We start from the raw sequence: 26,570 nt of genomic DNA, 5'->3' as shown, positions 1-26,570 counted from the left end.
GGCATCGACATACAGTATTTAATTGCCGCTACGGCTTGTAGAGTACCTGTATCAAGGTCGTTATAAGGCGACTCTGCTCTAGTTCGTGAGAGGCGTTAAAATCAAAGGAGCGAGCTTTAAAGCTGCCAAATCCTGATCAGGCGATCATCGCCGAAGAAAAAATCCAGGATTACTTGTTGTCGGATACCCCCCCATTGGACGATTCAAAGCGGCTCTATTTCGAGGACTTGGTTATCGACAAAGCGAAATCGCCGAACAGCTTACCAAGCCTGACGGCAACAGTAGGCGTGACCGGATGGGACGGGCAGCGATCGGGATTACGCTGGGCGGAATATTCTTTCATGATGTCATGCTCTTTAATGATACTGTTCAAAATCAACTCGATAGGCATCGCCATTCTCGAATTCAAAAGTGATGCACCAGGGACCATTCACATGCACACTGTAGCGCGTGGGCCTCTGACCCTTGAGTTAGTGAAAATCAAAGCCTGGCAGATTCATCTCTTCGGGCCGCTGGATGGCATCGAGACGATCAAGACGCAGTAATATACGATAATGCAGCCGTGCGTCGATCTTCGCGCTCTTACCTTTGGCCCAAAGATCGGCAAGCGCGCAGTTTGTGAAAGTGCGCCTGTGGCAAAATATAAGTTTTTCTACAGGCTCGTTAGGCAAGCATGAAACCATGCCCATAGCGAGGCTGTCAAAAGGATGAAAGTCGGTGATATTCTCCAAAAATTGAAAGACGACGGCTGGTACCTCCACTCAATTCGGGGTAGCCATCGCCAGTTCAAGCACCCGTCCAAGTTGGGCCGGGTCACAGTTCCGGGAAAGCCTGGTGATGATCTGGCACCCGGAACCGTCAATAGCATTTTCAAGCAAGCTGGCTGGAAATAGATAGGTATTCTCATGAAATATGCAATCGTTATTGAAAAGGCTGCAAGCAACTATTCTGCCTATGTCCCAGACCTCCCTGGGTGCGTAGCTACCGGTTCTACCATTGAGGAAGTCGAATCAGAGATTCGGGAAGCCATTGAATTTCATCTTGAAGGAATGCGAGAGGATGGTGAGCTAATTCCTCCACCAAGCAGTCAAGTTGAATACGTTGATATCACCTAACCCGTCGCCCAAGCAGATCCTGGAAAGCTCCTGTCAAAGGGGTCAGTTCTCACATACAAACATTTAACCTATACTCGATACAACAAAAGTAATCACTACCGTGAGACTACTGGAACGCCTGGCCATGACCGAGCCCACAACGCTAGCGTGCATGCATGGCAGCGTTTGGAGGGGTAACGGTGCAATGCTACTCCGTGCACTCTCGGAACGGCTCTCGGCCGAATGAGCGGCGACGGCCAGAACGGATCGTACTGCGAGGATAATCCTAGCGCCGCATACCGGGTCAAGGTTACCCCTCCCTCCGATGGGGGATATGACCGGATTATTGCCGCAGGCTATTTCACGGGGGTTCTTTATTTGGGCAAGGCGTAATCACGCCCGATTAAGCTTGTTATTCTCATCTTAATCATATATTATGAAGATAGTCTTTCTTCTTACCAGGATAGAAAAGGCTAGGGTATTTAAGGATCGCGTATTTGTGTAGTTTTTGTTTTTTTCTCCCAAAAATTCATTTCTGCCCCAATTCGTTCCCCCTTCGATACGTAGTTTTATTCACTGGCATTTCTATAATGTCAGAGAGTTACATTATTTTTGAGAGTTTTCTATGTCAGTACAAGAGACAGGAACCGTAAAGTGGTTCAACGATGCAAAAGGTTATGGCTTTATACAACGGGAAAGTGGCGGTAGTGATCTGTTTGTACACTTCCGTTCCATCACGGGCCATGGCCATAAGTCCCTCGAGGAAGGTCAACAAGTCAGCTTCATTGAAGTCCCCGGCCAGAAAGGCCCTCAAGCTGACCAGGTGACTGTTTTATAAAAAAACCACCTTCCTTTGAGAAAAAGCCGGCCTCTAGTGCCGGCTTTTTTTTGCTCCGAAGCATGGGGGTCTACCATCGGATTTTGTAGGTAGCGGGCGAGCTTTAAAAAGGTTAGCCTAGGTTTAGGACGGAGATGTGGCTCTTGGGGTCAGTGGCTGTGATGGCAGTTCACTAGACTTGAAATGCCGTCCCCGTCCTCCTGGGTCATCCGGTGGGTCATTCGGGATGGTGCCAATTTTAACTCATAAGCTGTTAGAAAATCTTTATAGGACAAAGGAAAACAGACATGTAATTTTGCACTGCATAAGTATAATGTAAATAAATACTTACAGCCTTAATAAATTGCATTCTTTTGTTAAATTGGTATTTAATACCAATTTCCCTAATCAAAAGTCCCAAGATGCTCCAAATTGAAGCACTCAGCAAAGGACTTCTAGAAAGCACGCCCGATGCCATCCTAGTCGTCAATCAAGAGGGCTGCATCGTCCAGATCAACGCCCAGACAGAGAATATGTTTGGCTATTCCAGGGAAGAATTAATTGGCCAAAAGCTAGAAATCTTATTACCCGAGCGTTTTCGGGATCGCCATCAAGCACACTGCCAAAAATTTTTTCAAACACCGCATTTTCGCCCCATGGGCACGGGCCTTGAGCTTTATGGTTTGAGAAAAGACGGCAGCGAATTTCCGGTCGAGATTAGCCTCAGTTGGCACCAGGCCAAGGAGGGCATGCTTGCCTTAAGTGCGGTCCGTGATGTGACTGAGCGTAAGCAGGCAGAGAAGGCATTGCAGGCAACTGAGCAGCGGCTTGTCCTGTTGATGGATTCCTTACCAGTGCTGATTTCCTATGTGGATGCCCATCAGCGCTATCGCATCGTCAACAAAGCCTATGAAGAATGGTTTGGCTATTCACGGAGTGAGATCCAAGGAAAGCACTTGGGTGAAGTGCTGGGCGAAGCCGCTTATGAAGCAATCAAGGAACATGTGGAGAAGGCCCTAGGGGGGCAAATGGCTATATTTGAACGGGTAGTGCCTTATCAGGATGCTGGCCCCCGCTATGTTGAGGCCTCCTACATTCCCCATCTAGAAGAACAGGGTGAGGTTGCTGGATTCTTCGTCCTCGTCAACGATATAACCGAGCGCAAACAGATCGAAGAGCAGATACGGCAGCAGCAGCTAGAGCTTGCCCATCTGGAACGCCTGAGCACCGCCGGTGAAATGGCCTCCGAATTGGCCCATGAACTCAAACAGCCTCTGACGGCCGTCAGCACTTATATCGAGGCATGTCTGCGCATGTTGCAACGGGGAATAGTTTCTCCGGAACACCTCGTAGAAACACTAGAAAATGCCATCAACCAAAATCAACGCGCTGATGAAATTATCCGCCGTTTAAGAGACTTTATTCGTAGCAGAGAGACCCATCTCAGCCTGATAGACCTTAATAAGCTGGTTCGGGAAACCCTCTCCCTCGCAGAGATCGAGATCAGGAACAGCCAGGCTAGGCTGCGGCTAGAGCTAGCCGATTCGCTGCCGCCCCTCTCTATCGATCCCATCCAGATTCAGCAAGTCCTGTTGAATCTGGTGCGAAACAGCTTAGAAGCAATGCAGGATACCGAGATTGGCAAGCGAGAGCTCACCATTCAAACTTCATTGACAATGGAGAATAATCAGATTGAGATTGCCGTTTCCGATAAGGGAGCGGGCATTAGCTCCGAGGCATTGAAACAACTATTCGAGCCATTCTTTACAACCAAGGTTTCTGGCATGGGAGTAGGGCTTTCCATCTGCCGCTCGATTATCGAAGCCCATGGAGGCCACATATGGGCGACATCTAACGCCGATCAAGGCGCTACATTCCATTTTACTCTGCCTATAGCGTAAGAAGATGATAATTAGCGGTAACCACCCTGCAAAAAGGTTGGCAATTATTTTAGTCTTCACTATTCTTCGGTCAAAGGGCATGAGGCAAAACATGAAACCTGGCTCTGTAACTTTTGTATCATCCATTTATGGCGCACTCATCTAGTATTTGACTATGGCCCATGACCTCATCACCGTTTTTGGGGGTACTGGCTTTCTAGGCCGCGCCATTGTCCGTCACTTTGTGGAGTCGGGAGTGGCGGTACGGATTGCCGCCCGTCACCCCTCTGCTCCGGAATTTGCCGGAGCCAGCAATCAGATCGAACTCCAGAGCGCCGATGTCCGCGATGAGAATTCCGTGGCTGAAGCAGTCAATGGCGCTACCGGCGTGGTTAATGCCGTCGGCCTCTATGTGGAAAAGGGGAAAGCCACTTTTGACGCTATCCACGTGGAGGGAGCGGAGCGAATCGCACGGCGGGCTAGGGAAGCTAATATCCGCAAACTGGTTCATATTTCCGGGATTGGGGCAGACCCAGGTTCAGCCTCGAAATACGTACGTGCCCGCGCCCACGGTGAACAGCGAGTTCAAAGTGCGTTTCCAGAGGCCGTCATACTACGGCCCAGCGTGCTGTTCGGCCCTAATGATGCGTTTCTGGGTGCCCTGAAAACGGTAACTCGCCTGCCGGTGGTGCCCCTATTTGGCAAAGGGACCACCCGGCTGCAACCAGTATATGTGGAAGACGTAGCTAGGGCGGTGCTCCAGGCACTGGAAACACCGGGAGTGGCCGGAAGAATCTTCGAGCTAGGCGGAGCCCAGATCTATAGCTACCGCGATATCCTAGAGCGGGTACTTGCTCACTTTAGCCGCCGCCGACTGCTGCTACCAGTCCCCTTTCCTATCTGGAGACTACTCGCCAGGATCTCCTCCCTCCTCCCTAATCCCCCACTGACGCGAGATCAGGTCATACTCATGGAAACCGACAATGTGGTCGGTACCGGGGCCGGCACATTCGGGGATCTTGGCATCGAACCTTATTCTCTTGAGCAGATGCTCACCCATTGCTTGGGCAATCCTCCCCAGTAAAATCTTAAAAATAGATTTCTCTTAATCAATTCTTTGCAGTATTTCACAATCAGGCACATGGAATTGAAAAGCCATTAGCAGCGGTGTCGTTTCATTAGGATATTGGGGTTTTGCGGTATCAGCGATCTTGCTATCTGTGATGGGTATCTCAAGAGAGATGGTTTCACAAATTTCTTAATAGCCGTTAGTGGAATTTATTTGGCAGTTTTGCAAAAGCTTAAGGGTTACCCTTTACCCCGTCTTTTGCCAGAGAACTTTAATAGCGGAGTTGTATAGTAAAATAATTTTAACTTGAACATTTTAATATATTAGGACTTATTTTTAGATAGTAATTAGATTCCCGACTACGCAGAAATAACAAACTTACACCACAAGGGAACAAGAAAAATTATGAGCGTTCAATTATCCAGTATTAAAACCGGCCTTGCATTAGTCCTAATTGGTCTCATCTTTGGAATTAGCCTTGGTATTTCCTTTGGACTTAATGAAGATCTGTTCAAGGATTTTGTCGCCCGGGGAATCACGGCAAACCCAGACCTTCATGACGCCAAAAGTCAAGATAAAATCTGGCGTTACGCACAACGGGCTCACTTTCACGCTACCGGCATAGCAGCATTTTCAATCGGCTTATTATTGCTCATCGCTATCTCCAAAATGAAAATGGGCCTAAAAAAACTCACTTCCGTATTTATTGGTCTGGGAAGCTTTTATCCTTTTGCATGGCTATCCATGTTTTTATTGGCTCCCTCAATAGGCCGTGGTCCAGCCCATTCACACCTAATTACGGAAACATTGACTTATCTGGGTGTTGGCAGTCTCTCATTGGGGTTGTTAATTTTATTGGCCAACCTTTTCCTTGGGTGGTTGAGCGAAACTCAAGATACCTAGAGGGATCGCTCGAGATCAATTTTAATCGCCAAGTAGATCCTGAAAAATACTAAAACAATTTGTTTTCATTCAGCCACTTAATATAAAACTTGCTCCTTTATACCCTATCTCATACAATGATTTGCTGTTAAAAACAAGCAAAAAGATGACTCAGAACAAGATGGGGATGGCAATGAGGGGAGATGGAATCGTTCGCTTTGGCTTACTTGAGAAAGGACGGGCTGCGGCGAGTGGAAACTTTCGTGATTACGGAATTGCGCTGATCGTCTTCGCTTCTATTGCCTTTTGCCTGCACTTGGATGCCGATTCCACTTTGGCCTTCCAGGACCTTCTGGGAGTATGCGCCTGGGTATTTTTGTTCGCATTGCTACGCGGAGAAAGCAGACTAGTCCAGGCCCAGGTGCTGGTGGCCGTGGCCTTTGCCACCGTAGGGGAGCATTTTGCCTCTCCCTATATGGAAGGCTATATTTACCGCTTCCATAATGTCCCCGCCTATGTTCCGCCAGGCCATGGCATGGTTTATTTGACCGCCGTAGCCCTGGCCCGCTCAGAACTTTTCAAGCGAAATCTTAAAGCCATTACCGCGATGGTCCTAACTGCCGGCGGTTTGTGGACGATTTGGGGGTTAACCGGAGCGGCCCAGAAAGACGCGGTTGGCGCCCTGTTATTTGTGGTATTTGTTCTCTTCGTTCTATTTGGCCGCTCGCCAGGGGTTTATCTTGGTGCCTTTTTTGTCACCACCTGGCTGGAACTCATTGGCGTTTCCTATGGTAACTGGCGGTGGGTGCCGATTGACCCGGTATTAGAACTTCCCCAGGGTAATCCCCCCAGCGGCGTTGCCGCTTGGTATTGTCTAGTTGATGCGGTCGCTTTGGGGACTGCGCCCGCCGTTGTCAAAGGTTTCATCTGGATGCAAGCGGCTTTGTGGAGGCGATATCTTTACCCGGAGGTTGTGCCCCGCCTGCTTTTTGCCCCCCACCTCCAGCAAGACTACATTCCCGCCTTAGCCCCTGTGGTATTGTCATAATCCTCAAGGGCCTAGCTGATGGACATTGTAACCCAAGGCCTGCTAGGAGCGGTAGTCGCCCAATCGGCTACCCGCTCATCCCAGGTGCGTTTGGCTGCCGCAGTGGGGTTTGTGGCCGGGCTACTGGCCGATGCGGATGTTTTTATCCGCTCTGCGGAGGATCCCCTCCTGACCTTGGAATACCATCGCCAGTTCACCCACTCCCTCCTGTTTGTCCCCATTGGCGGTCTGATTGCTGCGGTGCTGCTCTGGCCATTCCTGCGGCGACGCCTCAATTTTGGGCGGCTGTATGGCCTGGCCACGCTCGGCTACCTCCCAAGTGGCCTTCTGGATGCCTGCACCAGCTATGGGACACAGCTTTTCTGGCCGGTGTTGGAAACCCGGATCGCCTGGAGTCTAATTGCGGTCGTCGATCCCCTGTTTACGGGAGTGCTGGCTATCGCTCTAGGATGGAGCCTCTTCAAATCCACGCCCGTAGCGGCCCGTCTGGGACTGGGTCTTACCCTCCTCTATCTACTGCTTGGCCTTGTCCAACAGGAGCGTGTAGAAACCCGGGTAGCCACCCTTGCTGAAAGCCGAGGTCATCGGATTGAGCGGTTGGAAGCCAAGCCCACCCTGGGCAACCTCATCCTGTGGCGCACTATCTACGAGAGCAAGGGGCGATTTTATGTGGATGCGGTGCGCGTTGGCATCCTTAGCGAGCCGCGTATCTACCGGGGCGGCGCTACTGAACGCTTTACCCCGAAACAGCTTGAGGGACTTCAGCCCGGCTCCCTATTGGCCCAAGACATCGAGCGGTTTACCCGGTTCTCAGATGGATTTATAGCCCAGCATCCGGAACAGCCCAATATACTTGGTGATGTCCGCTATGCCATGCTGCCCACTCAGCTTATTCCCCTGTGGGGCATTGAACTGGACCTTACACAGCAAAATCAACATGTCCGTTTTCGCACCTTCCGCCAATTGGACGAGGCCACGCGGGACGCCTTCCTAGATATGCTGTTAGGACGATCCATCAATAGCTCAGCCCCCATCTCGGCAGAAGAGATTCCCCTTGAGTGACAGGGAGAATCCAAAAAAAACCGCCGCCCCCGGAAAATCTAAATAGCCAACAAGTTCCTCATTGATATTATTTCTCTGGACTCCCGATAAAATTACCTAGATGCCCAAGATCCATCTGAGAGGCGGGCTGGGCTATCCTCACCGGAGCAGCCAAGTCTTCCCGCAGGCGCTTGGCAAGCCCTTCCGCAGCCACCGCTTCACCGTGCACGAGAACCAGGGGTGGACGCCCCTGGAAGTGGGCATACCAATTCATGAGGCCCGCCTGATCCGCATGGGCCGATAATCCCCCCACCGTGTGTACGCTTGCGGCCACCCGGATAGTCTCACCCCAAAGCTTAATATATTTGGCACCGTCCACGAGGGACCGGCCCAGCGTGCCAGAGGCCTGATAGCCGGTGATGATGATATGGCAATCCTTGCGCCAGGCATTGTGCTTGAGGTGGTGCTTGATACGCCCGCCATCGCACATGCCACTACCGGCAATAATGATGGCTCCGGAACGAATCTTATTAAGCTGCATGGACTCTTGCGCGGTACGGGTAAAACGCAAGTTGGGTAAGAGGGAGTGTTCCTGGTGACGCCGCCACATTTCACTCGACTCCCGGTCGAAGAGTTGGCTATTGCGGGCATAGGTATCCGTGGCTTCAGCGGCCATAGGGCTGTCCAAAAAAATATACCAGCGCTCCAACCCCCACTCTTCATAGTATTTGGCGAATAAATACAGGATTTCCTGGGTCCGCCCGACCGCAAAGGCGGGGATGAGAATATTCCCCTTGCCGTTTGTGAGGGTATCGTTGAATATCCCTTTTAGCTCTGTCAGGGTCTGGACCCAAGTGCGGTGCAGGCGGTTGCCATAAGTACTTTCCATGACCACCAGATCAGCATCTTGGATCGGGGTAGGGTCCGCTAGTATGGGCATGCCAGAACGGCCTAAATCGCCGCTGTAGACCAGCTTCCGCACTTGCCCATTTTGACTCAGCCATAACTCGGTGACGGCTGATCCTAAGATATGCCCGGCGTCGGATAACCGGATGGACACCCCCGGTAAGATGGTCTGCTGCCGACCATAGTCTAGCTCCTTGAACTGCCCCAAGGCTGCTTCCACATCTTGTATCGTAAAGAGGGGTTCCACCAACGGCAAACCCTTGCGCTCACGCTTACGGTTTTCCCATTCGGCATCTTTCTCACTTAGAAAGCCTGCGTCCCTCAACATGGTACGGCATAAATCTGCTGTTGCCCGGTGGGTGTATACGGGACCGGAATAACCTGACTTAATAAGCAGCGGAAGCCGGCCTGAATGATCAATGTGGGCGTGGCTTAGCACCACGGCGTCGATGGTTTCAGGATCGAAAGGGAACGGCTCCCGGTTGCGGGCCTCATCCTTAGGCCTACCCTGGATCAGGCCGCAGTCGAGTAATATTTTCTTCTCCCCCACCTGGACCAGATGACAAGAGCCGGTCACCTCGCCGGCTGCGCCCAAAAACTGAATTTGCAATGTTCTTTGCTCCCTACTCATTCGAATCTCGGCTCTAACACAGCCCGTTCAGGCCCTTAGTAATCAAGGGATCAGCATCTTTCTAGCAACAGAATAAAAGACAAAGAGAGAAAATTCTCACCCGGTACCCATTACATGACGACAGGGTTTCCGTATTATCTTTTTTAAACCCTCAATGATTTCGCAAGAATTGAGACAAAAAAATGGCTTTTTGATTAAGATTTTTTGTCTATACTTTAAAGGCAGAAAGCATGGCAGAAAAGCTAAAACTTCTAGTTATTTAGGTAGGAAGGTTTTCTATCATTTGAAATCTCTTGATTAGGCCTTTTTAAAAAAGGAAGCAATGAATGGTTTCACTAAGATTTTCTCATCTATTTTCTCTTCGGTCATCGTTTTCTTATGCCGCCCTATTAGCGGCACTCAATCTCTCGACTCCAGCTATTGCTGCTGCTTCCGAGAACCAATTCAGCATTCAGCAGGTAACCCCTTCAAAGGTAACCCACTGTGAACTTATTGGTGATGTTAAAGGCTCCTCGGGATGGGGTAGAATTGCCATCAGAGCATGGGCAGGCAAAGCGAAACATCAGGCCTTGCAACAAGCTAAAAATCTTGGGGCTACCCATGTCGTATGGAGTCGCTTCCATAACGGATACGGATCGGGTCCTTATGCTTATGGCGAGGCTTACAATTGCAGTAAGGCTGAAGCTTTACATGGTCTTTGATTGCTAATGGTTTTTCCCCTCTCATTTTGGAGGATCAATGAATGAATATCAGCCTGCTATTCCCAGCCCACAGGTTTATACCCCCGCTCTCTTAAACATTGATTGACAAAATCAATGTACGCCTGACTAGGTCTTGAAGCACCAAATAGGCTACGCAATAGACCGGCCGCAGCACCGCTAGCAGCCCCAATTGCCGCACCACTTCCCGCAGCGCCTACCACAGCACCGCCGACAGCCCCAGAGGCCGCGCCCATCCCTGCACCTACCGCCGAATTTTCCACTGTTTCTCCAGCCTTACCTTTTCCAGGCGTGGCCCCGGCAGCCTCAGCCATAGCGCGACATTCGGCAATATCCTGTTCCGCGACTTCTTGACCAACACTCCTAAGATGAGGGTTAGGATACAAGATCGGCCGTGGTCCGGCACAGCCCGTCGCTGCTAAGATTATGGCAAAAAAGAACGAAAGCAAAGCACTTGCTCTTACTAGAGCACTCATGACATCTATCCTCTGGCCAAGACTCGAAATCGAACCTTAGGCAAAGCCTTGTAGTAACTTAAAATATGACCTTGGAGGGGGGGCGAGGTTCATCAAACAAACAACTCGCCTATTGGCATGGCCTCTATCTTGGCCACAGAATGGAACTATTTTCTAGGTTAAATTAAGAGATGGCAGGAATTTAACTACTGCCTGAAAAAACTCGTTCGCGGTAGCATGACTCCGGGCCTTTGGTGTAGCTTCTGGAAACTTTGGGATCACCACAAAGGCACGAAGGATACAAAAAAAGTCAAAGACTAAAATAGATAAGCATAATTTGCATCATTGGCGGTGATCCTCTCCATCAGTTTCCTCCAACCGACCGAGATTCCTTCCCCTTTGTGCCCCTCGTGTCTTTGTGGTGAAAAATGTAGGTCAATACAGAGTATTATTTACTGCCGGCCCCTTCTTCAGCTTTAATCTGGGCCACCATCTGCCGTATTTCTTGACGAAGCTGCTTCATCTCTTGCAATAATTCCCCTGTTTTGGGATTGTGCTCACGCATAGCCGCAACCGTGGCCTGAGAAAGCTCTTGAGCCGCTTCACGGACCTCCTCATCTTGCATTGCCTTACGGCTCGCCTGCTGGAGTCCCGCATCTTTCTGCCGATACTCCATGATAAGCTGCTTACGTTTCTCTTCAGCCAACTCCTGATCTTGCATCTGTCCCTCGATCTCACTCATGCGTGTCAACGCCGGTGCCGGATCGTTCCCTTGCTCTTTCATCGTCTCGAATAACAACGATTGGTACTCACCCTGCTGATCCTGCAGCTCAGGTTTCGCCTCCAGCGCTTCTTGCCGAATCTTATCCAATTGTTGCCCCACGGTACGCATCTTCTGTTGCAGCTTGTGGAGTTCCTGCATTTGCTCGGAACTCAACGATAGGTCTCCCCCTGATTGGGCATGAAGGGGTAAAGCAAGGACAGTCAGCGCAACAAAGGCAATAAATTGTGGCCGATAAAACAAGCGCAAGAATTTCTTAGCAATATCCATGATTTCTTAACCTTTTCTAGGAAATATGGGATCCGGCGGCTCAGGAAGCTTGTGCATCCCTGCCGCTTAGCTCAAAGTACACACCATAACAGGTTGTCTAGGTCAAGTGTCAACCATATGGGTTTATGGGTCAAATCTATCGATGAACAGTCAACCTCCTCTATATTTCGCCGTCAAAATAAAAATGATCGCCCCGCAACAGGCCCTCACATGAATGTGACGACTTTTGCCGTATTTGTATTCCTTATTACCGCTAACGCCCTCTACGTTGCCGCGGAATTCGCCGCTGTAGGGGTGCGCCGTAGCCAGATTCAAAAGCTTGCCGAAAATGGTCATTGGTTGGCGAAGGGGCTGTTACCCATCATTGAGGATACAGCCCGCCTCGATCGCTATATCGCCGCTAGCCAAATTGGAATCACCCTCTCAAGCCTGATTTTAGGCGCCTATGGCCAGGCCACCCTGGGCCAGGAGCTAGCGCTCCTGTTGGCACTGTTCGGGGACATGGAACCCCTTGCAGCCCAGTCAACGGCAGCGATGGTCGTGTTGGTGCTGCTCACCGGGCTGCAAGTCGTCTTCGGTGAACTGGTACCCAAATCACTAGCCCTTCAGTATCCGGTTCAACTTGCCCTCTATACCTATTTGCCTATGCGCTGGTCGCTGAAGCTCTATAGCGGCTTTATCGCTTTCCTTAACGGTAGTGGTATCGTTTTGCTACGGGCACTAGGCGTTCGACACTCGCGGCACCGGCATGTTCACTCTCCCGAGGAAATTGATATGCTCATCGCTGAGAGCCGGGAAGTGGGACTGCTCAAACTCCATGAGCAACAGCGTTTGCACCAAGCGTTATATCTAAGCCGGCGCACTGCCCGGCAATTGATGGTACCCCGCCGGTTTGTCGCTATCGTGGATACAAAAACCCCACCTCAACAACTCTTTCAAATTGTGGTTGAATCCCCTTTCTCCAGCCTCCCCGTCTACCAGGGCTCGTTAGACAATATTATTGGCATGATCCACACCAAGGATGTCACCGCCCACTTTGCCGAGCATAGGGCGCTACCCACCGTAGCTCAAGCCATGCGTCCTGCCATCAGCGTGCTTGATAAGGTGACCGGTGACCGTCTGCTTGCCATTATGCGGCAACGCCATTCCCGCAAACTTATTGTCGTGGATGAATATGGCACGATGCAGGGTTTGGTAACTCTAGATGATATGCTCATCGCCCTCACCGGGGGGGTAGCAGAAGAATCCAAGGAAGAATACGCCCAACCGGAATACCTTCCAGATGGACGAGTTCGGCTGCCCGGTCTGCTCCGGGTAGAGGAAACCGTACTTTGGACAGGCCTGCCTTGGCACAGCCAAGCCAACACGGTAGCAGGTCATATCACCTCCATGCTGGAACGAATTCCCGAGCCCGGCGAGCGAGTCATGATTGATGGGCTAGAGGTGGAAATCGAGGAGCTAGATGGCCCAGCTATCCGCTCCGTTCTGGTCAAAGCCAACCCGCCCGTTGAATCTCCTACTCCCGAAAACGAGGACTAGCTTATGGAATGGTGGATACCGGTGATGATCATTGTCTTGCTCATCCTCTTAAACGGCATCTTTGTGGCGGCGGAGTTTGCCATCATTGGGGTACCTCGGGCCGCCATCGAGCGTCGCGCGGTTGCTGGAGAATCTAGCGCAGCCCTAGTACAAGCCATCCTCCGGGACCCGCTACAGCAAGACCGCTACATTGCTACCGCCCAACTCGGGATTACCCTCGCCAGCTTAGGGCTTGGTATGTACGGCGAACCCATCCTCGCCCATTGGTTTGCCGAAGGGTTGGAGGGGCTGGGCACCTCCCGCTGGATTGCCGCCCATACCGTGGCCAGCGTACTGGCCATCAGTATCTTGACCTACTTCCATATTGTCCTAGGTGAAATGGTGCCCAAATCCCTTGCCCTGATGCATGCCGAAGGCACCGCCCTCTGGATTACCCGCCCCATGCGCTGGACCAAGTTCGCCACTTATCCCTTGGTCATCACCCTAAACAGCTTAGGCACTGCTATTCTGCGGGCCATGGGGATTGAGCGCCGGCTCACCAGCGGCCACTACCATACCGCAGAAGAATTACAGCTGATTGTAGAAGAAAGTGAAGAAAGCGGCGTTCTTAACCCGGAAGCAGGGCAAATGCTGCGCGAGTTACTGGAACTCCGGGAGCGGACGGCCGAGGAGGTGATGGTACCACGGGTCCATGTCACCGGCATCCCCCTAGGTGCCTCTCCCGAAGAATTAACGGCGATCATCACCAACACCCACCACACCCGCTATCCAGTATTCGAGGGGACCCTAGACCAGATCATCGGCCTAATCCATATCAAAGACGTGCTGCGCCTGCTTGTCGCCAACCACTCCTTACGGAAGGAGGACCTCCGGCCTCTTTCCTTCGTTCCCGAAACCGCCCTTGTAGACGCCGTGTTAGCGGCAATGCGCCGGGCCCATACCCATATGGTGGTGGTCATTGACGAGTATGGCGGCACCTCGGGGATCGTCTCAATCGAGGATCTCTGCGAAGAAGTGGTAGGTGAAATCGAAGAAGAACCTGGCACCTCAGTGGCTGCCTTTGTCGATGCCCAAGGTAACTTGCATGTACCCGGCATCTGGCGTCTGGACGAAGTTGGTGAGCAATTAGGTATGGAACTCTCCCATGAGGAAGTGGACACCCTAGGGGGGCTGGTACTGCACTTGCTCGGCCGCGAACCCGCCGTGGGCGATACCGTCACTTACGAGGACATTCATATTACCGTGACGGCCTTGGAGGGCCATGGGATAAAATGGTGTGTATTGGTTCCCCCCCCATCCTGAGAAGATTCAGGATGATTCCTAAGTAAACTTTCTTCCCGAGCAGGTTTAACCTAGAGAAGTGCCATGCAAAAAAAATTTACCTTGTCTTTCTGCGCTTTTTTATTGGCAAGCACACCGCTCCATTCGGTCACCAGCCATGAATTATCCCCCTCTCCAAGGGGCTCTAACTTTTATAATAACCTGGCCTCATTTCCACTTTTATTAACCCACACCCCCACCTATTCCCACTCCCATCATGGATTACCCGCCCCGACGGCTGACTCTGATTTTTATGACCATGGCACACCTGCTCCAACCAAAGTCCAACTGGGAAAATTTTTATTCTTCGACAAAATTCTAAGCGGGAACCGAAATATTTCCTGTGCCACCTGCCACCATCCTCTAGCGGCTACGGGTGATGGCCTATCTCTCCCGGTTGGCGAAGGAGGACAAGGGTTAGGGATTACCCGGAATACCGGCTTGGGGGATGACGCTATTTATGAGCGCGTTCCTCGGAATGCTACCCCGCTTTTTAATTTAGGTGCCACCTCTATGACGGCGATGTTCCATGACGGGCGGGTAGAAGTGAACCTCCAAGCAACCAGCGGCTTCCATACCCCGGCGGGTGATGATTTGCCCGTGGGAATCCTAGACAATGTGCTGGCTGCTCAAGCCATGTTTCCGGTGACCTCCGCTGCGGAAATGGCGGGACAACCGGGTGAAAATTCCATTGCCGATGCGGCGGCTGCAGACAACTTAGCCGGATCGGGCGGCGTTTGGGAACAGCTCGCCGAGCGGTTAAAAGCCAACGCAGAATATGTTCGGCTGTTTGGCGAAGCCTTTGACCTGACTGCCGAGGAAATCACCTACGCCCATGCCGCTAACGCGATTGCGGCCTTTGAAGCGGTCGCATGGCGGGCGGATAACAGTCCCTTTGATCGTTACTTGCGGGGTAATAAGAAGGCGATGAGCTGGGAAGCCATTCAGGGCATGATGCTATTTTATGGAAAGGCAGACTGCTCCAGTTGTCACAGCGGAATTTTTCAAACCGATATGCAATACCACGCCATTGCTATGCCCCAGATCGGCCCAGGCAAGGGCGACGGCGCGGAGGGTCATGAAGATTTTGGGCGGGAGCGGGTAACGGACGATCCTGCCGACCGTTACCGTTTTCGTACTCCTCCCCTGCGTAATGTGGTCATTACCGGCCCCTGGGGGCATGACGGAGCCTATAACACTCTGGAAGGCATAATTCGCCATCACCTGGATCCAGTCACTGCCCTCCTCACTTACGACTGTCCAGAAGAGGCTAAATTGCCTTTCCGTGAGGATCTGGATTTCCTGGATTGCCAGGTACAAAACGATACTAGCAAAGTCAATCAGATTGCCGCCGCCAACGAACTCCCCTTAAGAGAATTAAGCGATGAAGAAGTCAGCCATCTTCTAGCATTTCTCCATGCTTTAACGGACCCTGCCAGCCTCGATCTTCGCCATGATGTTCCCAGTCACGTTCCCAGTGGCTTAACCCTTGTGGAGTAACCGCTCGTCATGGAGAATATTTGGCAAGTGGCTCTCAAAATATAGCGGCTTCCCATTTAGATGGCACTCTATTGGACTTAGGTCTCATTAAACGAAAAATGCTATAACTTAAATTTGACCCTATAAGTAGCATGCAGCACACCGACGATTTATATTTCATCCTTGAACATGCCTGGCGGCTCCTGCAGCAAGGATATCAAAATCCTGCATCACGGCTACGCACCCCGGTGCTCGCCACCTCTGGCCTAGATGGGCAAGCTAATGCCAGAACGGTGGTGCTGCGCCGGGTGGAGCCAGAGAAAAGAAAACTTTTCATCAATACTGATTGCCGCTCGCCTAAGTACCACGAACTTCTTGCTGATCCGAGGGGAACTTTGGTTTTTTTCGATCCGGAAACGGAAACACAACTTCGAATTTATACCGAAATCCGAATTCATCAGCATAACGAGCTCACGCATCGAGCCTGGAACGAGCTACCAGCCGGTGGCCGGCAAATTTATAAAACCACGGCCCCCCCAGGTAAAGTAGCGCCGGCACCCACCTCGGGTTTGCCAATGCCAGAGAGCACCCATGGCTCTATGGATGAAAGCAGTCACCCAGGATATGAAAACTTCGTGGTGCTGGAAGCGATAGCCAAACATCTAGACTGGCTTTGTTTCTCCGAACAGGGACACCGCCGCGCTGGCTTTACCTGGGACCAGGAAGGCCTGCTCCACGCCTCGTGGCGATATCCCTAACGCCCCGCCACATGGATAGCGCGGTTGTCTACATCCAGGGCCGCTTCGTGTAACGCTTCCGCTAAACTGGGATAGGCATGAATAGTCCGCGCCAAATCTTCGCTGCTGGCCGCAAATTCCATGGCCAGCACCGCCTCGGCAATCAACTCCGAGGCCCAAGGCCCAATAATGTGGACACCCAGAAGCTGATCGGTATTGGCATCCGCCACCACTTTGACCAAACCTTCCGTACCATCCATCGCATTGGCGCGGGCAGAGGCTGCAAAGGGGAAGGTCCCCACCCGGACTTCAATACCCGCATCCCGTAAGGCTTCCTCAGTGCGCCCGGCCCAGGAAATTTCCGGTTCCGTGTAGATCACCCACGGAATATTATCCCGTTTCACGGTGGTTTCCTTGCCCTGGGCAATCGCCTCTGCCACGGCAATTCCTTCCTGGGAGCCCTTATGAGCAAGCATGGGACCCCGCACCACGTCTCCTATGGCATAGACCCCAGGCAGGTTGGTGGCGCCATATTCATCCACATGGATAAACCCCCTTTCGTCTAACAGCAACCCCGTTTCCAGGGCAAAAAGGTGTTCAGAATAGGGTTGGCGCCCTACGGCCACGATCAGTTTATCTACCTTAAGCTCGTGGTCCTCTTCTCCGATCTGATAATGCACCGTCACCTGCTTTGAAGTCACCCGGGTAGAAACGACCCGAGCCCCTAAACGAACATCTAGCCCTTGCTGTTTGAATCGCTTATGGGCCTCCTGGGAAATCGCCTTATCCACCATGGGCAAAAACCCATCCCGGGCTTCAAGCAGAGTCACCTTTGCCCCGAGCCGGGACCAGATACTGCCCAGCTCTACCCCAATGACCCCAGCGCCGATAATGCCTAAACGCCGCGGAACTTCCTGGAATGACAAAGCCCCTGTGGAGTCAACAATCCGCTCTCCATCAATGGGGGCAGCTTCCAACTCCATGGGCCGGGAACCACTGGCTAGAATGACATTCTTCGCTGCTAGCATCTGAGGGCCATCAGCTTCATGGGGCGTGAACTCCACCTGATTATTTTCCAATAGCCGACCATGCCCCGGAAGCCATTGAATCTGATAATCCTCAAAGAGGGTGGCAATATTGGCCGTAAGGCGGTGGACCAGGCGGGTCTTGCGGGCCTGCATGGCTGCAAGGTCTACGCTTACTTGGGCGGCTTTGATTCCGTGTTCTGCAAACTCCGTTTGGGCCCGTTGGTAAAGCTCCGAAGAATCCAACAAGGCCTTGGATGAAACACAGCCCGCATTAAGGCAGGTCCCGCCTAAAGACGGTTTTCCCTCCGGGGAGAGCCACTTGTCGATACAAGCAGTCCGCAGGCCAAGCTGGGCACACCGGATAGCCGCCACATAACCTGCCGGCCCGGCACCAATGATCACAACATCGTAGCGTTCAGACATAGGATAAGCATTCTATACCGATCACACTTCAAGCAATAGCCGTACGGGATCTTCTAGGGCTTCTTTGACTGCCACCAAAAACTGGACTGCATCCTTGCCATCGATAAGGCGGTGATCATAGGAGAGCGCCACATACATCATCGGTCGAATCTTAACTTCGCCATTTTCCGCCACGGGCCGATCTTCAACCTTATGCATCCCCAAAATGGCGCTCTGGGGCGGATTCAATATGGGGGTCGATAACAGGGAGCCGAACACCCCACCGTTAGTAATGGTAAAAGTCCCCCCGGTCAGTTCTTCAATGGTTAGCTGGCCGTTGCGGGCCCGCTGGGCAAAGTCCGTGATTTGGGTTTCAATGTCGGCAAAATTGAGATGATCCGCGTCCCGAAGTACGGGAACCACCAAGCCGCGAGGCGTCGCCACAGCAATGCCAATATGATAATACTGATAATACAGAATATCGTTGCCATGGATAGTAGCGTTAACGATGGGGTGGCGCTTTAAAGCTTCGATACACGCCTTAATAAAGAAAGACATCAGACCGAGCCGTACCCCATAACGTTTTTCAAAGGCATCCCGGTGGCGATGACGCAGTCTCATCACCTCTTGCATGTTGACCTCGTTAAAGGTGGTCAAGGCCGCCGTGGTTTGTTGGGATTCAAGCATCCGCTCGGCAATCCGTTGCCGCAACCGGCTCATGGCTTCCCGCCGAACGCCATAGCCTTCTGCTTTTGGAACCGCCGCAGGCTTTGCTTCAGGCGGCGGTGCTGGTTCCGGTGCAGTAGGGGCGGTGACCAGCTCTTCCGATTGGAGAAACCGGACCACATCGGTTTTCGTCAAACGACCATCCTTGCCCGTAGCCGGGATCTCCCGCGGATCTAGCTGATACTCCCTAATCAAGCGGCGAACGGCTGGACTTAAGGGCGGCAGTTCCTCTTCTTCAGCCTCTTTAGGAGGGGGCGGGGGTGCGCTCCTCTTCGCGGAAGGGGCCTGGGCACTGGCTTCGGTTTCCGTTTTTTCTTCGCTGGCAGCCTTGGCGCCGCCTGCCGGGGCTTCTGGAGTCTCTTTTTCGCTTACCTCGGCGGGCTCAATGATTCCCAGTATTTCTTCACTACCTACGGTGGCGCCTTTTTCTTTTCTCACCTCTTGCAAAACCCCATCACCGGGAGCAGGCACATCTAGTACCACCTTCTCGGTTTCAAGATCCAACAACGTTTCATCCCGCCGTACGCGGTCTCCGGGTTTTTTGTGCCAATCCCCGACCACAGCCTCCGTCACCGATTCGGGCAGTCTCGGTACCCGCACCTCTATCCCCATGAATATTTTCTCCTGTTATTCATTTTTTTCCCCCGGACTGAGCGCATCTTTGACCAAGGCACGCTGCTGTTTAAGATGAAAATTGAAGTAGCCGACCGCAGGTGCCGCCGATGAAGCCCGACCCGCATAGCGCAAGGTTTGATTGCGGCGCAGACATCCTTGCAAGCGGCGCCTAAGCTGATCCCACGCCCCCTGATTTTGAGATTCTTCCTGGCACCAGATGATCTCCTTGGCCCTACGGTAGCGTTTTAATTCTTCTTCCAGTTGTTGCCGCGGAAACGGATAGAGCTGCTCTAGGCGAAGAATAGCCACATCATGCTGTTCCTGATCCCGCCGCGCCTGAAGCAAATCGTAGTACACTTTTCCAGAACATAGAATCACCCGCTCCACCATCGCGGGCTTAATCTCATCCACTTCGCCGATGACTAACTGGAAAGCCCCACTGCAAAGCTCGTCCAAGGAGGACACCGAGAGCCGATGGCGCAGCAAGCTCTTAGGAGACATCACGATAAGGGGTTTACGGTAAGGCCGTAGTATTTGCCGCCGCAGCATATGAAACATCTGGGCCGGTGTGGTCGGCACACAGACTTGGATATTATCTTCCGCGCATAGCTGTAGAAAACGCTCCAGCCGAGCGGAGGAATGCTCCGGCCCCTGACCTTCGTAGCCGTGGGGCAGAAGCAATACCAGCCCACACAGTCGTGACCATTTTGCTTCCCCAGAACTGAGAAATTGATCAATCACCACCTGGGCGCCATTAACAAAATCTCCAAACTGAGCCTCCCAGATGACTAAAGCATTGGGCTCGGTGGCGGCATAGCCGTACTCAAATGCCAATACCGCCTCTTCCGACAGGAGAGAATCAATAATACTGAAATCGGCTTGCTCTGGATTCAGCTGCTCCAAGGGGACATAGGCGCAGCCATCTTTCTGGTTATAAATAACGGCATGGCGATGGAAGAAAGTGCCGCGGCCACTGTCTTGACCCGTTAGCCGAACCGAGTACCCTTCATCCAGCAAAGTAGCATAGGCCAAGGTCTCGGCAAATCCCCAATCAATGGGCAAGGCCCCGGCCGCCATTTTGCGGCGGTCAGCCAAAATATTACTTACACGGGAGTGGAGTTCAAACCCTTTGGGAGGCTGATCGATACGAGCTGCAAGCTCTTGCAACCGCTGCAAAGGCATTCCAGTTTCCACCGGTTGATCCCAGGAAGTGCCGAGAAAGGGCTTCCAATCCACTTTAAAAGGATGGGCGCTTTCGGTCGCGCAGGGCGCCACATTGGTCCCTTGCTCTAGGGCTTGCCGGTAGTCATCCAGGATGCGATCCGGCTCTTCGGGAGCAATGATATTTTGTGCTATTAAACGCTCGGCATAAAGCCGGCGAAGCGTAGGGTGAGAGCGGATCTTTTGATACATCAGCGGCTGGGTTACCGCTGGCTCATCCGCCTCGTTATGCCCTTGGCGCCGGTAGCATATCAGATCGATCACCACATCCTTTTTAAATGTCATGCGGTAATCAAACGCTAAGTGAGTCACGAAGACGACGGCTTCCGGATCATCACCGTTGACATGGAAAATCGGGGCTTGCACCATCTTGGCCACATCCGTGCAGTAAACCGTGGAGCGGGTATCCAAAGGGTTGCTAGTGGTAAAACCGATCTGGTTATTAACCACAATATGGAGGGTACCACCGGTGAAAAATCCCCGTGATTGGGACATGTTAAAGTTTTCCATGACCACGCCCTGACCGGCAAAGGCAGAATCCCCGTGGATAAGCACGGGAATCACCTCATCCCCTAGCCAATCCTTGCGCCGCTGTTGGCGCGCCCGCACCGAACCCTCCACCACCGGGTCAATGATCTCTAAATGGGAGGGGTTAAAGGCCAAAGCAATATGGACCGGACCTCCCGGAGTATCGGCGTCCGCCGAGAAACCTAAGTGATACTTGACATCCCCCGAGCGGCTGTCGTCCACTTCATGGCGGCCTTCAAATTCCATGAATAGATCCCGGGGCAATTTACCCAGGGTATTCACCAATACGTTCAACCGCCCCCGGTGAGCCATGCCAATGATGATTTCCTCCATCCCTTTACTACCTGCATGGAGGATGAGGCTATCCAAGAGGGGAATCAAACTGTCCCCTCCCTCCAAGGAAAAGCGTTTCTGGCCCACATACTTGGTATGCAAATAGCGCTCTAGCCCTTCGGCTGCGGTAAGCCGCTCCAGAATATGGCGCCGCAATTCTGCAGACGGGCTCAGATTGCCCTGTGCTCCCTCCAAGTAATTTTGAATCCAGCGTTTCTCGGCGGTTTCGGTGATGTGCATATATTCGGCGCCGATAGTATTGCAATAAATTTTCTTGATTAAGGCGAGAATCTGCCGCAAAGGAGCCTGGGCAAGGCCAATAAGGGACCCTGTGCTAAAAACCTTATCCAGATCCTCTTCCGTGAAGCCATGGAAAGCAGGATCGAGTTCTGGAATTACGGGACGTTCATGGAGATGCAAGGGATCGATATTGGCTTTTTGATGGCCACGGAAGCGGTACGCATTGATCAGCTGAAGCACGGCGGTTTGTTTTTCAGCCGCCTTGGCCGTTAATCCTCTGGCCAAGGCCTCTGCTGGCACCGGTGGTGCGGATGGCCGGGCCATGGGCCCGAGGGGGCGGGAAGGCGGCTCAGGAATAGGCTGTTCCGGAACCCCCGCCTGGAGACGATCGAACCATTCCCGCCAATGGACCGGTACGCTGTTAGGATCCTTTAGATAATTTTCATATAACTCTTCAAGATAAGGGGCGTTGGCAGCATATAGGGGGGAAGTGCTGTCTCGTTTCTCGACAATGGCATTCATTGCTTAAAGTTACTCGGCTCCTCATTTTTGGATGACAAAAGGCGCAGTCAACACTGCTGAGAGTTACTCTCTAAAATAAGTAGACCCCTTGTTTACACAATTTGTTGCGCACTTTTCCTGATATTATTCCTATGTTTCTATGCTTCGACTTTTACTACCGATGCGTGTTTTTTTGATAGTAATAGTAGCGATGACTGCCTGGCTAGCCCAAGTATTAAGTCCCTTGAGAAAAAATTGGAGAAGACCGCGGTCAATTTTGCGCTGTTCAACCACCCCTATCAGCCAACAAGTAGCGTTCGCTATGCGCACGAAGAGGCTTATACTCGACCGATCGACTGTTAAATCAGCGCTTATCCGCAACTCAACAATATTGACGCCGAAAAATGCAATGATATAAATGCCTTGTATACTAAAAGTATGAACCAATGCAAAGTCACCTACCGACGGTACCCCACCCAAGGGCAATTGGCCGCCTTGGAGTCCCCTTTTTGAATCCATCGTCAGCGGGGAAAGAAATATGAATAAAGAAAATACACCTTTTTCCCGGCAAGAACTGCTTCAGATCAGCCAAGAAACGCGGGATCGCTTTTTCCGGCCCCCTCCCACAGAGGGGACCAAGGTGGTATTAATGGTAGTGAACCCCTATTGTCTTTATGTCTATTGGTCAGTGCTGAAACAGGATCTGGTTCGCGCCCGTAAGAAACTCAAGATCAAGAAACCTACTCAACTGATGCTACGGTTTTATGACTTAACAGCCGGGAAGCTTGCCGCCCCCACCCGCTTTGATGTGGCTGTCCCGAGGAGAGCCCACCACAGGTATGTGGATCTTTGGGCAGACGATAAACGTTATAAAGTAGAACTTGGCCTCGCAAATTCCGAAAGGGAATTCGTTCCTTTGGCGCGCTCTAATTCCATCAAAACCCCTCGCGCCGGCCCTGCCGATCCTACCGCTCCGGTGGTTTTTGTACGCCACGACACCCAGCCTCCTCTCCCGGTTAAAACCTTTCCCCTGGAGTTTTCTATTTCCCCAGAGGAGCAGGCGAGCCGAACTCAAGAATTTATTGCCCGCTATTTTCCCTCGCTGGCAGAATCGACCCAAACCCAGCCCCCGGCAAAGCTGACTTCAGCATCTGAGCCCCGCTCTAGATGGTCTGCAAGCCTGTCCAAGCCTCCCCCCTAACCTTCCATGGCTTGCTGCGGTTATCTCAGCTTCATTTTGCACGCGCACTTGCCATACGTGCGCCATCCCGAACAGGAAGAAGCGCTGGAAGAGCGGTGGCTGTTTGAAGCTCTGACCGAGTGCTATCTGCCTCTATTGAATGCTTTTGAACGACTGGCCCAGGAGGGGACTCGGTTTCGCTTGACCTTATCCTTATCACCGACTTTGCTCACCATGCTTCAGGACCCCCTGTTGCTACAGCGCTATGTTCTCCATATGGAAAAGCTCATTACTTTGGCTGAGAAGGAGGTCCAACAAACCCGGGCTCACACCGACCTTAATCGATTGGCACGCCTTTACCGGCGCTGGTTTCTGCAAACACTTTCAGATTTCGAGGAACGTTATCAGCGCCGTTTGGTACCTACTTTTGCCCGGCTACAACAAGAAGGCCTGCTTGAGATCATTACCTGTGCCGCTACCCATGGTTTTTTACCCCTCTTACAACCGGAACCCACCGCCGTTTACGCCCAACTCCAAGTCGCCGCGGATTACTACCGGCAATGTTTCGGCATCGCCCCTAAAGGTATTTGGCTTCCCGAATGCGCCTATTACCCCGGCCTAGAAAAAGCATTAAAAGCGGTCGGCTTTGATTACTTCTTCGTCGAAACCGAGGGCCTTCTCTACGCCAACACGCGGCCTCGTTATGGCCACCTCGCGCCTATTGCCTGCCCTAACGGGGTGGCGGCCTTCGGGCGCGATCCGGCAATTTCACAGCAAGTTTGGAGCGCCGAGGAAGGCTACCCTGGAGACAGGGATTACCGGGAGTTCTACCGGGATGTGGGCTTCGAGCGGGAACTGAGCTATCTTCAACCTTATCTTCCCGGCGGCCAGATCCGCGTCGATACCGGCATTAAATATTACCGGGTGACGGATAAAACCGAGCACAAAGCCCCTTATCAACCGGCCAAGGCCCGGGCAAAGGTGGCTGCCCATGCGGATCATTTTTACCATAATTGCCTCCAGCAGGTCGCGGGCCATGCCAAGACAATGGACCGTCCACCGCTTCTCCTCGCCCCTTATGATGCCGAATTATTTGGCCATTGGTGGTTTGAAGGGCCTCAATGGCTGGAGAGTTTACTGCGCCGCTTTGGCTCCACAAAAGGGCCGATTGAGCTGATCACCCCTTCCCAGTATTTAACCCAGCACCCGGTGCTGCAAAAAGCAACTCCCAATCTATCCAGCTGGGGCGATAGGGGCTACAATGATTTTTGGCTCAATAAAAAAACTGACTGGATATATCCTCTGCTGCACCGGGCTGCCCGACGCATGAGGGAATTGGCGATAGCCTATTATCACGAACCTAAGGGGACTCTTGCCGATCGTGCCTTGCGGCAGGCCGCCCGCTCATTGCTGTTAGCACAAGCTTCGGATTGGCCCTTTATCATTGAAAATGGAACCACAGTGGAGTACGCCACTCGCCGTCTGCGGGATCACCTGTCCCGTTTTCACTACTTGGAAATAGCTTTGGAAAAAGGAATCTTCGATGAACGCCGGCTACAAGCCTTAGAGACCCTTGATAACATCTTTCCGGATCTTGATTACCGCGTCTACTATGGGTATCCCCCAGGGAACAACGGAGAAGCTGCGCGATGTATATCGTTATGATCACACCTGAGTGTGCCCCGATAGCCAAGGTAGGTGGTCTGGGAGACGTTGTTCAGGGACTATCCAACGAACTTTCGATACGGGGTAACGTCGTTGAGCTCATCCTCCCCAAATATGATTGTATGCGCTATGACCGTATCTGGGGCTTGGTGAAAACTTACAGCGACCTGTGGGTACCTTACTATAACCAGTGGATTCACTGTGACGTTTATTTTGGTTTTGCCGATGGGCTGAAATGCTTTTTCATTGAAGCCCATAATGGCTTTTTTGACCGGGGCACCTACTACGGCCAACACGATGATCCCCAACGTTTCGCCTTTTTTTGCAAGGCAGCCCTGGAGTTCATGCTAAAAAGCAATAAACACCCGGAAATCATCCACTGCCATGACTGGCAAACCGGTCTGGTGCCGGTATTGCTCTTCGAGCAATATCAATATTTGGGGATGAGCCATCCCCGAGTCTGCTACACTTTGCATAATATGCAGCACCAGGGGGTTACCGGTGGGCATATCATCCAGCAGGTAGGATTAGACCCTGCGGCCTATATGACACCCCAACGGTTGCTCGACCATACCCACCCCCACGCGGTCAATTTGATGAAAGGTGGAATCGTTTTTTCCAACTTTGTCACCACCGTATCCTCCCACTATCTGGATGAAATTCGCTACACAGAACAGGGCTATGGCTTACAACACACCCTTCACCTCCATGGGCAAAAGTTAGGCGGGATCCTCAATGGCGTGGATTATAATGTATGGAACCCTGGGCTTGACCCCCACATCCCGGTTCGCTATAACCTGGAAACCCTAGACCAAAAATACGAGAACAAAACTGCTCTGCGCCATCGCTTATGGCTGCGGGATGAATATAAACCCATTATTGGCGTCATCAGCCGGCTAGATGCCCAAAAGGGGGTCGGGCTTATTCGCCACGCTATCTTCTACTGTCTCGCCAATGGTTGCCAATTTGTGTTGCTCGGCGCGAGTGCCAACGACAGCATCAATGCGGATTTCTGGCACCTCAAGCACCACCTGAACGACAATCCGGACTGTCACCTGGAAATTGGCTATGATGAGGACTTGGCCCACCAGATCTACGCAGGTGCCGATATGCTCCTGGTTCCAAGCGCCTACGAGCCTTGCGGCCTCACCCAAATGATCGCCATGAAATACGGCACAGTCCCCATCGTGCGCAGTGTGGGAGGGCTAGCGGATACGGTATTCGACGCTAATTACGCCCATAAACCTTACCATGAGCGCAACGGTTTCGCCTTCAACGATTTTAACCATGAGGGACTGGAATCGGCCCTCTATCGGGCCATTGGCCTGTGGTATCAATATCCCCAATATTTCCGGGAATTGATGGAAAACGGGATGCACTACGACTTTTCCTGGAATTATCCAGGACAGCATTACCTGAATATCTATCACCATATCCAAGAAGTATGAGAGTTTCGATGATAA

At 52.0% G+C, this 26,570-nt stretch carries 24 protein-coding genes; 18 read left to right on the top strand and 6 right to left on the bottom strand.

The window, feature by feature from the left end; genetic code table 11:
• The first annotated feature begins 176 nt into the window (after nucleotides 1–176).
• The 10 genes from NHAL_RS22190 to NHAL_RS00565 all read left to right on the top strand — a co-directional run bounded on the left by NHAL_RS22190 (nucleotide 177) and on the right by NHAL_RS00565 (nucleotide 7,852).
• Nucleotides 177–545, top strand: a complete 369-nt coding sequence (locus NHAL_RS22190) for a hypothetical protein (RefSeq protein ID WP_203434342.1) — start codon at nucleotides 177–179, stop codon at nucleotides 543–545.
• 162 nt (nucleotides 546–707) lie between these two features.
• The gene (locus NHAL_RS00600; RefSeq protein WP_013031233.1) at nucleotides 708–893 is read left to right on the top strand and encodes a type II toxin-antitoxin system HicA family toxin; all 186 of its coding nucleotides are present in this window, start codon (nucleotides 708–710) and stop codon (nucleotides 891–893) included.
• 12 nt (nucleotides 894–905) lie between these two features.
• Nucleotides 906–1,115 (top strand): type II toxin-antitoxin system HicB family antitoxin, encoded by a 210-nt coding sequence (locus tag NHAL_RS00595; RefSeq protein WP_013031232.1) that lies wholly within the window; start codon nucleotides 906–908, stop codon nucleotides 1,113–1,115.
• A 222-nt stretch (nucleotides 1,116–1,337) separates the two neighbouring features.
• Nucleotides 1,338–1,487: a hypothetical protein gene (locus tag NHAL_RS20855; protein WP_157862447.1), complete on the top strand. Its 150-nt coding sequence runs from the start codon at nucleotides 1,338–1,340 to the stop codon at nucleotides 1,485–1,487.
• Nucleotides 1,488–1,719: 232 nt separating this feature from the next.
• Nucleotides 1,720–1,932 carry a cold-shock protein gene (locus NHAL_RS00590; RefSeq protein WP_013031231.1) on the top strand — a complete coding sequence of 71 codons (213 nt, stop codon included), beginning with the start codon at nucleotides 1,720–1,722 and terminating at the stop codon, nucleotides 1,930–1,932.
• 401 nt (nucleotides 1,933–2,333) lie between these two features.
• The gene (locus NHAL_RS19555) at nucleotides 2,334–3,812 is read left to right on the top strand and encodes a PAS domain-containing sensor histidine kinase (protein WP_013031230.1); all 1,479 of its coding nucleotides are present in this window, start codon (nucleotides 2,334–2,336) and stop codon (nucleotides 3,810–3,812) included.
• A 154-nt stretch (nucleotides 3,813–3,966) separates the two neighbouring features.
• Nucleotides 3,967–4,875 carry a complex I NDUFA9 subunit family protein gene (locus NHAL_RS00580; protein WP_013031229.1) on the top strand — a complete coding sequence of 303 codons (909 nt, stop codon included), beginning with the start codon at nucleotides 3,967–3,969 and terminating at the stop codon, nucleotides 4,873–4,875.
• Nucleotides 4,876–5,265: 390 nt separating this feature from the next.
• Nucleotides 5,266–5,763: a hypothetical protein gene (locus NHAL_RS00575; protein WP_013031228.1), complete on the top strand. Its 498-nt coding sequence runs from the start codon at nucleotides 5,266–5,268 to the stop codon at nucleotides 5,761–5,763.
• 145 nt (nucleotides 5,764–5,908) lie between these two features.
• Nucleotides 5,909–6,790 carry a hypothetical protein gene (locus tag NHAL_RS00570; RefSeq protein ID WP_238985405.1) on the top strand — a complete coding sequence of 294 codons (882 nt, stop codon included), beginning with the start codon at nucleotides 5,909–5,911 and terminating at the stop codon, nucleotides 6,788–6,790.
• An 18-nt stretch (nucleotides 6,791–6,808) separates the two neighbouring features.
• Entirely contained in the window at nucleotides 6,809–7,852 is a 1,044-nt protein-coding gene (locus NHAL_RS00565) for a metal-dependent hydrolase (protein WP_013031226.1), read from the top strand.
• A gap of 67 nt (nucleotides 7,853–7,919) precedes the next feature.
• Here the strand turns inward: NHAL_RS00565 and NHAL_RS00560 are convergent, their stop codons facing one another.
• Nucleotides 7,920–9,347 carry an MBL fold metallo-hydrolase RNA specificity domain-containing protein gene (locus NHAL_RS00560; RefSeq protein WP_203434341.1) on the bottom strand — a complete coding sequence of 476 codons (1,428 nt, stop codon included), beginning with the start codon at nucleotides 9,345–9,347 and terminating at the stop codon, nucleotides 7,920–7,922.
• Between the two features lie 347 nt (nucleotides 9,348–9,694).
• Here NHAL_RS00560 and NHAL_RS00555 point away from each other — a divergent pair, with 347 nt between their 5' ends.
• Entirely contained in the window at nucleotides 9,695–10,069 is a 375-nt protein-coding gene (locus NHAL_RS00555) for a hypothetical protein (RefSeq protein WP_013031224.1), read from the top strand.
• A 56-nt stretch (nucleotides 10,070–10,125) separates the two neighbouring features.
• Here the strand turns inward: NHAL_RS00555 and NHAL_RS00550 are convergent, their stop codons facing one another.
• Together NHAL_RS00550 and NHAL_RS00545 are read right to left on the bottom strand one after the other, a co-directional pair.
• A complete protein-coding gene (locus NHAL_RS00550) occupies nucleotides 10,126–10,563 on the bottom strand; it encodes a glycine zipper family protein (protein WP_013031223.1) in 438 nt (145 codons plus the stop codon).
• Between the two features lie 427 nt (nucleotides 10,564–10,990).
• Nucleotides 10,991–11,593: a hypothetical protein gene (locus NHAL_RS00545; RefSeq protein ID WP_013031222.1), complete on the bottom strand. Its 603-nt coding sequence runs from the start codon at nucleotides 11,591–11,593 to the stop codon at nucleotides 10,991–10,993.
• A 210-nt stretch (nucleotides 11,594–11,803) separates the two neighbouring features.
• On the opposite strand from NHAL_RS00545, the gene NHAL_RS00540 reads away from it, so the two are divergent.
• From NHAL_RS00540 to NHAL_RS00525, 4 genes are all read left to right on the top strand, one after another.
• Nucleotides 11,804–13,132, top strand: coding sequence for a hemolysin family protein (locus NHAL_RS00540; protein WP_041355244.1), 1,329 nt, complete (start codon nucleotides 11,804–11,806; stop codon nucleotides 13,130–13,132).
• A gap of 3 nt (nucleotides 13,133–13,135) precedes the next feature.
• Complete coding sequence (locus NHAL_RS00535; RefSeq protein ID WP_013031220.1) at nucleotides 13,136–14,434, top strand: hemolysin family protein; 1,299 nt, start codon at nucleotides 13,136–13,138, stop codon at nucleotides 14,432–14,434.
• 63 nt (nucleotides 14,435–14,497) lie between these two features.
• Entirely contained in the window at nucleotides 14,498–15,952 is a 1,455-nt protein-coding gene (locus NHAL_RS00530) for a cytochrome-c peroxidase (RefSeq protein WP_013031219.1), read from the top strand.
• Nucleotides 15,953–16,083: 131 nt separating this feature from the next.
• Nucleotides 16,084–16,689 carry a pyridoxamine 5'-phosphate oxidase family protein gene (locus NHAL_RS00525; protein WP_013031218.1) on the top strand — a complete coding sequence of 202 codons (606 nt, stop codon included), beginning with the start codon at nucleotides 16,084–16,086 and terminating at the stop codon, nucleotides 16,687–16,689.
• Here NHAL_RS00525 and lpdA read toward each other — a convergent pair.
• Genes lpdA through NHAL_RS00510 form a run of 3 tightly spaced genes read right to left on the bottom strand, consistent with a single transcriptional unit; the run spans nucleotide 16,686 to nucleotide 22,283 of the window.
• A complete protein-coding gene (gene lpdA, locus NHAL_RS00520; protein WP_013031217.1) occupies nucleotides 16,686–18,119 on the bottom strand; it encodes a dihydrolipoyl dehydrogenase in 1,434 nt (477 codons plus the stop codon). The genes NHAL_RS00525 and lpdA overlap by 4 nt on opposite strands.
• A 21-nt stretch (nucleotides 18,120–18,140) precedes the next feature.
• Nucleotides 18,141–19,436 (bottom strand): 2-oxoglutarate dehydrogenase complex dihydrolipoyllysine-residue succinyltransferase, encoded by a 1,296-nt coding sequence (gene odhB, locus NHAL_RS00515; RefSeq protein WP_013031216.1) that lies wholly within the window; start codon nucleotides 19,434–19,436, stop codon nucleotides 18,141–18,143.
• A 15-nt stretch (nucleotides 19,437–19,451) separates the two neighbouring features.
• On the bottom strand, nucleotides 19,452–22,283 hold the full coding sequence (locus NHAL_RS00510) for a 2-oxoglutarate dehydrogenase E1 component (protein WP_013031215.1): 2,832 nt from the start codon (nucleotides 22,281–22,283) through the stop codon (nucleotides 19,452–19,454).
• A gap of 517 nt (nucleotides 22,284–22,800) precedes the next feature.
• On the opposite strand from NHAL_RS00510, the gene NHAL_RS00500 reads away from it, so the two are divergent.
• From NHAL_RS00500 to NHAL_RS00490, 3 genes are read left to right on the top strand one after another with little or no spacing between them, the layout of a single operon-like run.
• The gene (locus tag NHAL_RS00500) at nucleotides 22,801–23,463 is read left to right on the top strand and encodes a DUF4912 domain-containing protein (protein ID WP_013031213.1); all 663 of its coding nucleotides are present in this window, start codon (nucleotides 22,801–22,803) and stop codon (nucleotides 23,461–23,463) included.
• A 6-nt stretch (nucleotides 23,464–23,469) separates the two neighbouring features.
• Nucleotides 23,470–25,107 carry a glycoside hydrolase family 57 protein gene (locus NHAL_RS00495; RefSeq protein WP_013031212.1) on the top strand — a complete coding sequence of 546 codons (1,638 nt, stop codon included), beginning with the start codon at nucleotides 23,470–23,472 and terminating at the stop codon, nucleotides 25,105–25,107.
• Entirely contained in the window at nucleotides 25,092–26,555 is a 1,464-nt protein-coding gene (locus tag NHAL_RS00490) for a glycogen synthase (RefSeq protein ID WP_013031211.1), read from the top strand. Before NHAL_RS00495 ends, NHAL_RS00490 begins: the two co-directional genes overlap by 16 nt.
• Nucleotides 26,556–26,570: the final 15 nt, after the last annotated feature.

Origin of the sequence: Nitrosococcus halophilus Nc 4, from assembly GCF_000024725.1 — a bacterium.
Classification (GTDB): domain Bacteria; phylum Pseudomonadota; class Gammaproteobacteria; order Nitrosococcales; family Nitrosococcaceae; genus Nitrosococcus; species Nitrosococcus halophilus.
Note: the sequence above shows the minus strand (reverse complement) of the source record. Positions and strands in the feature narration are given on the sequence as shown.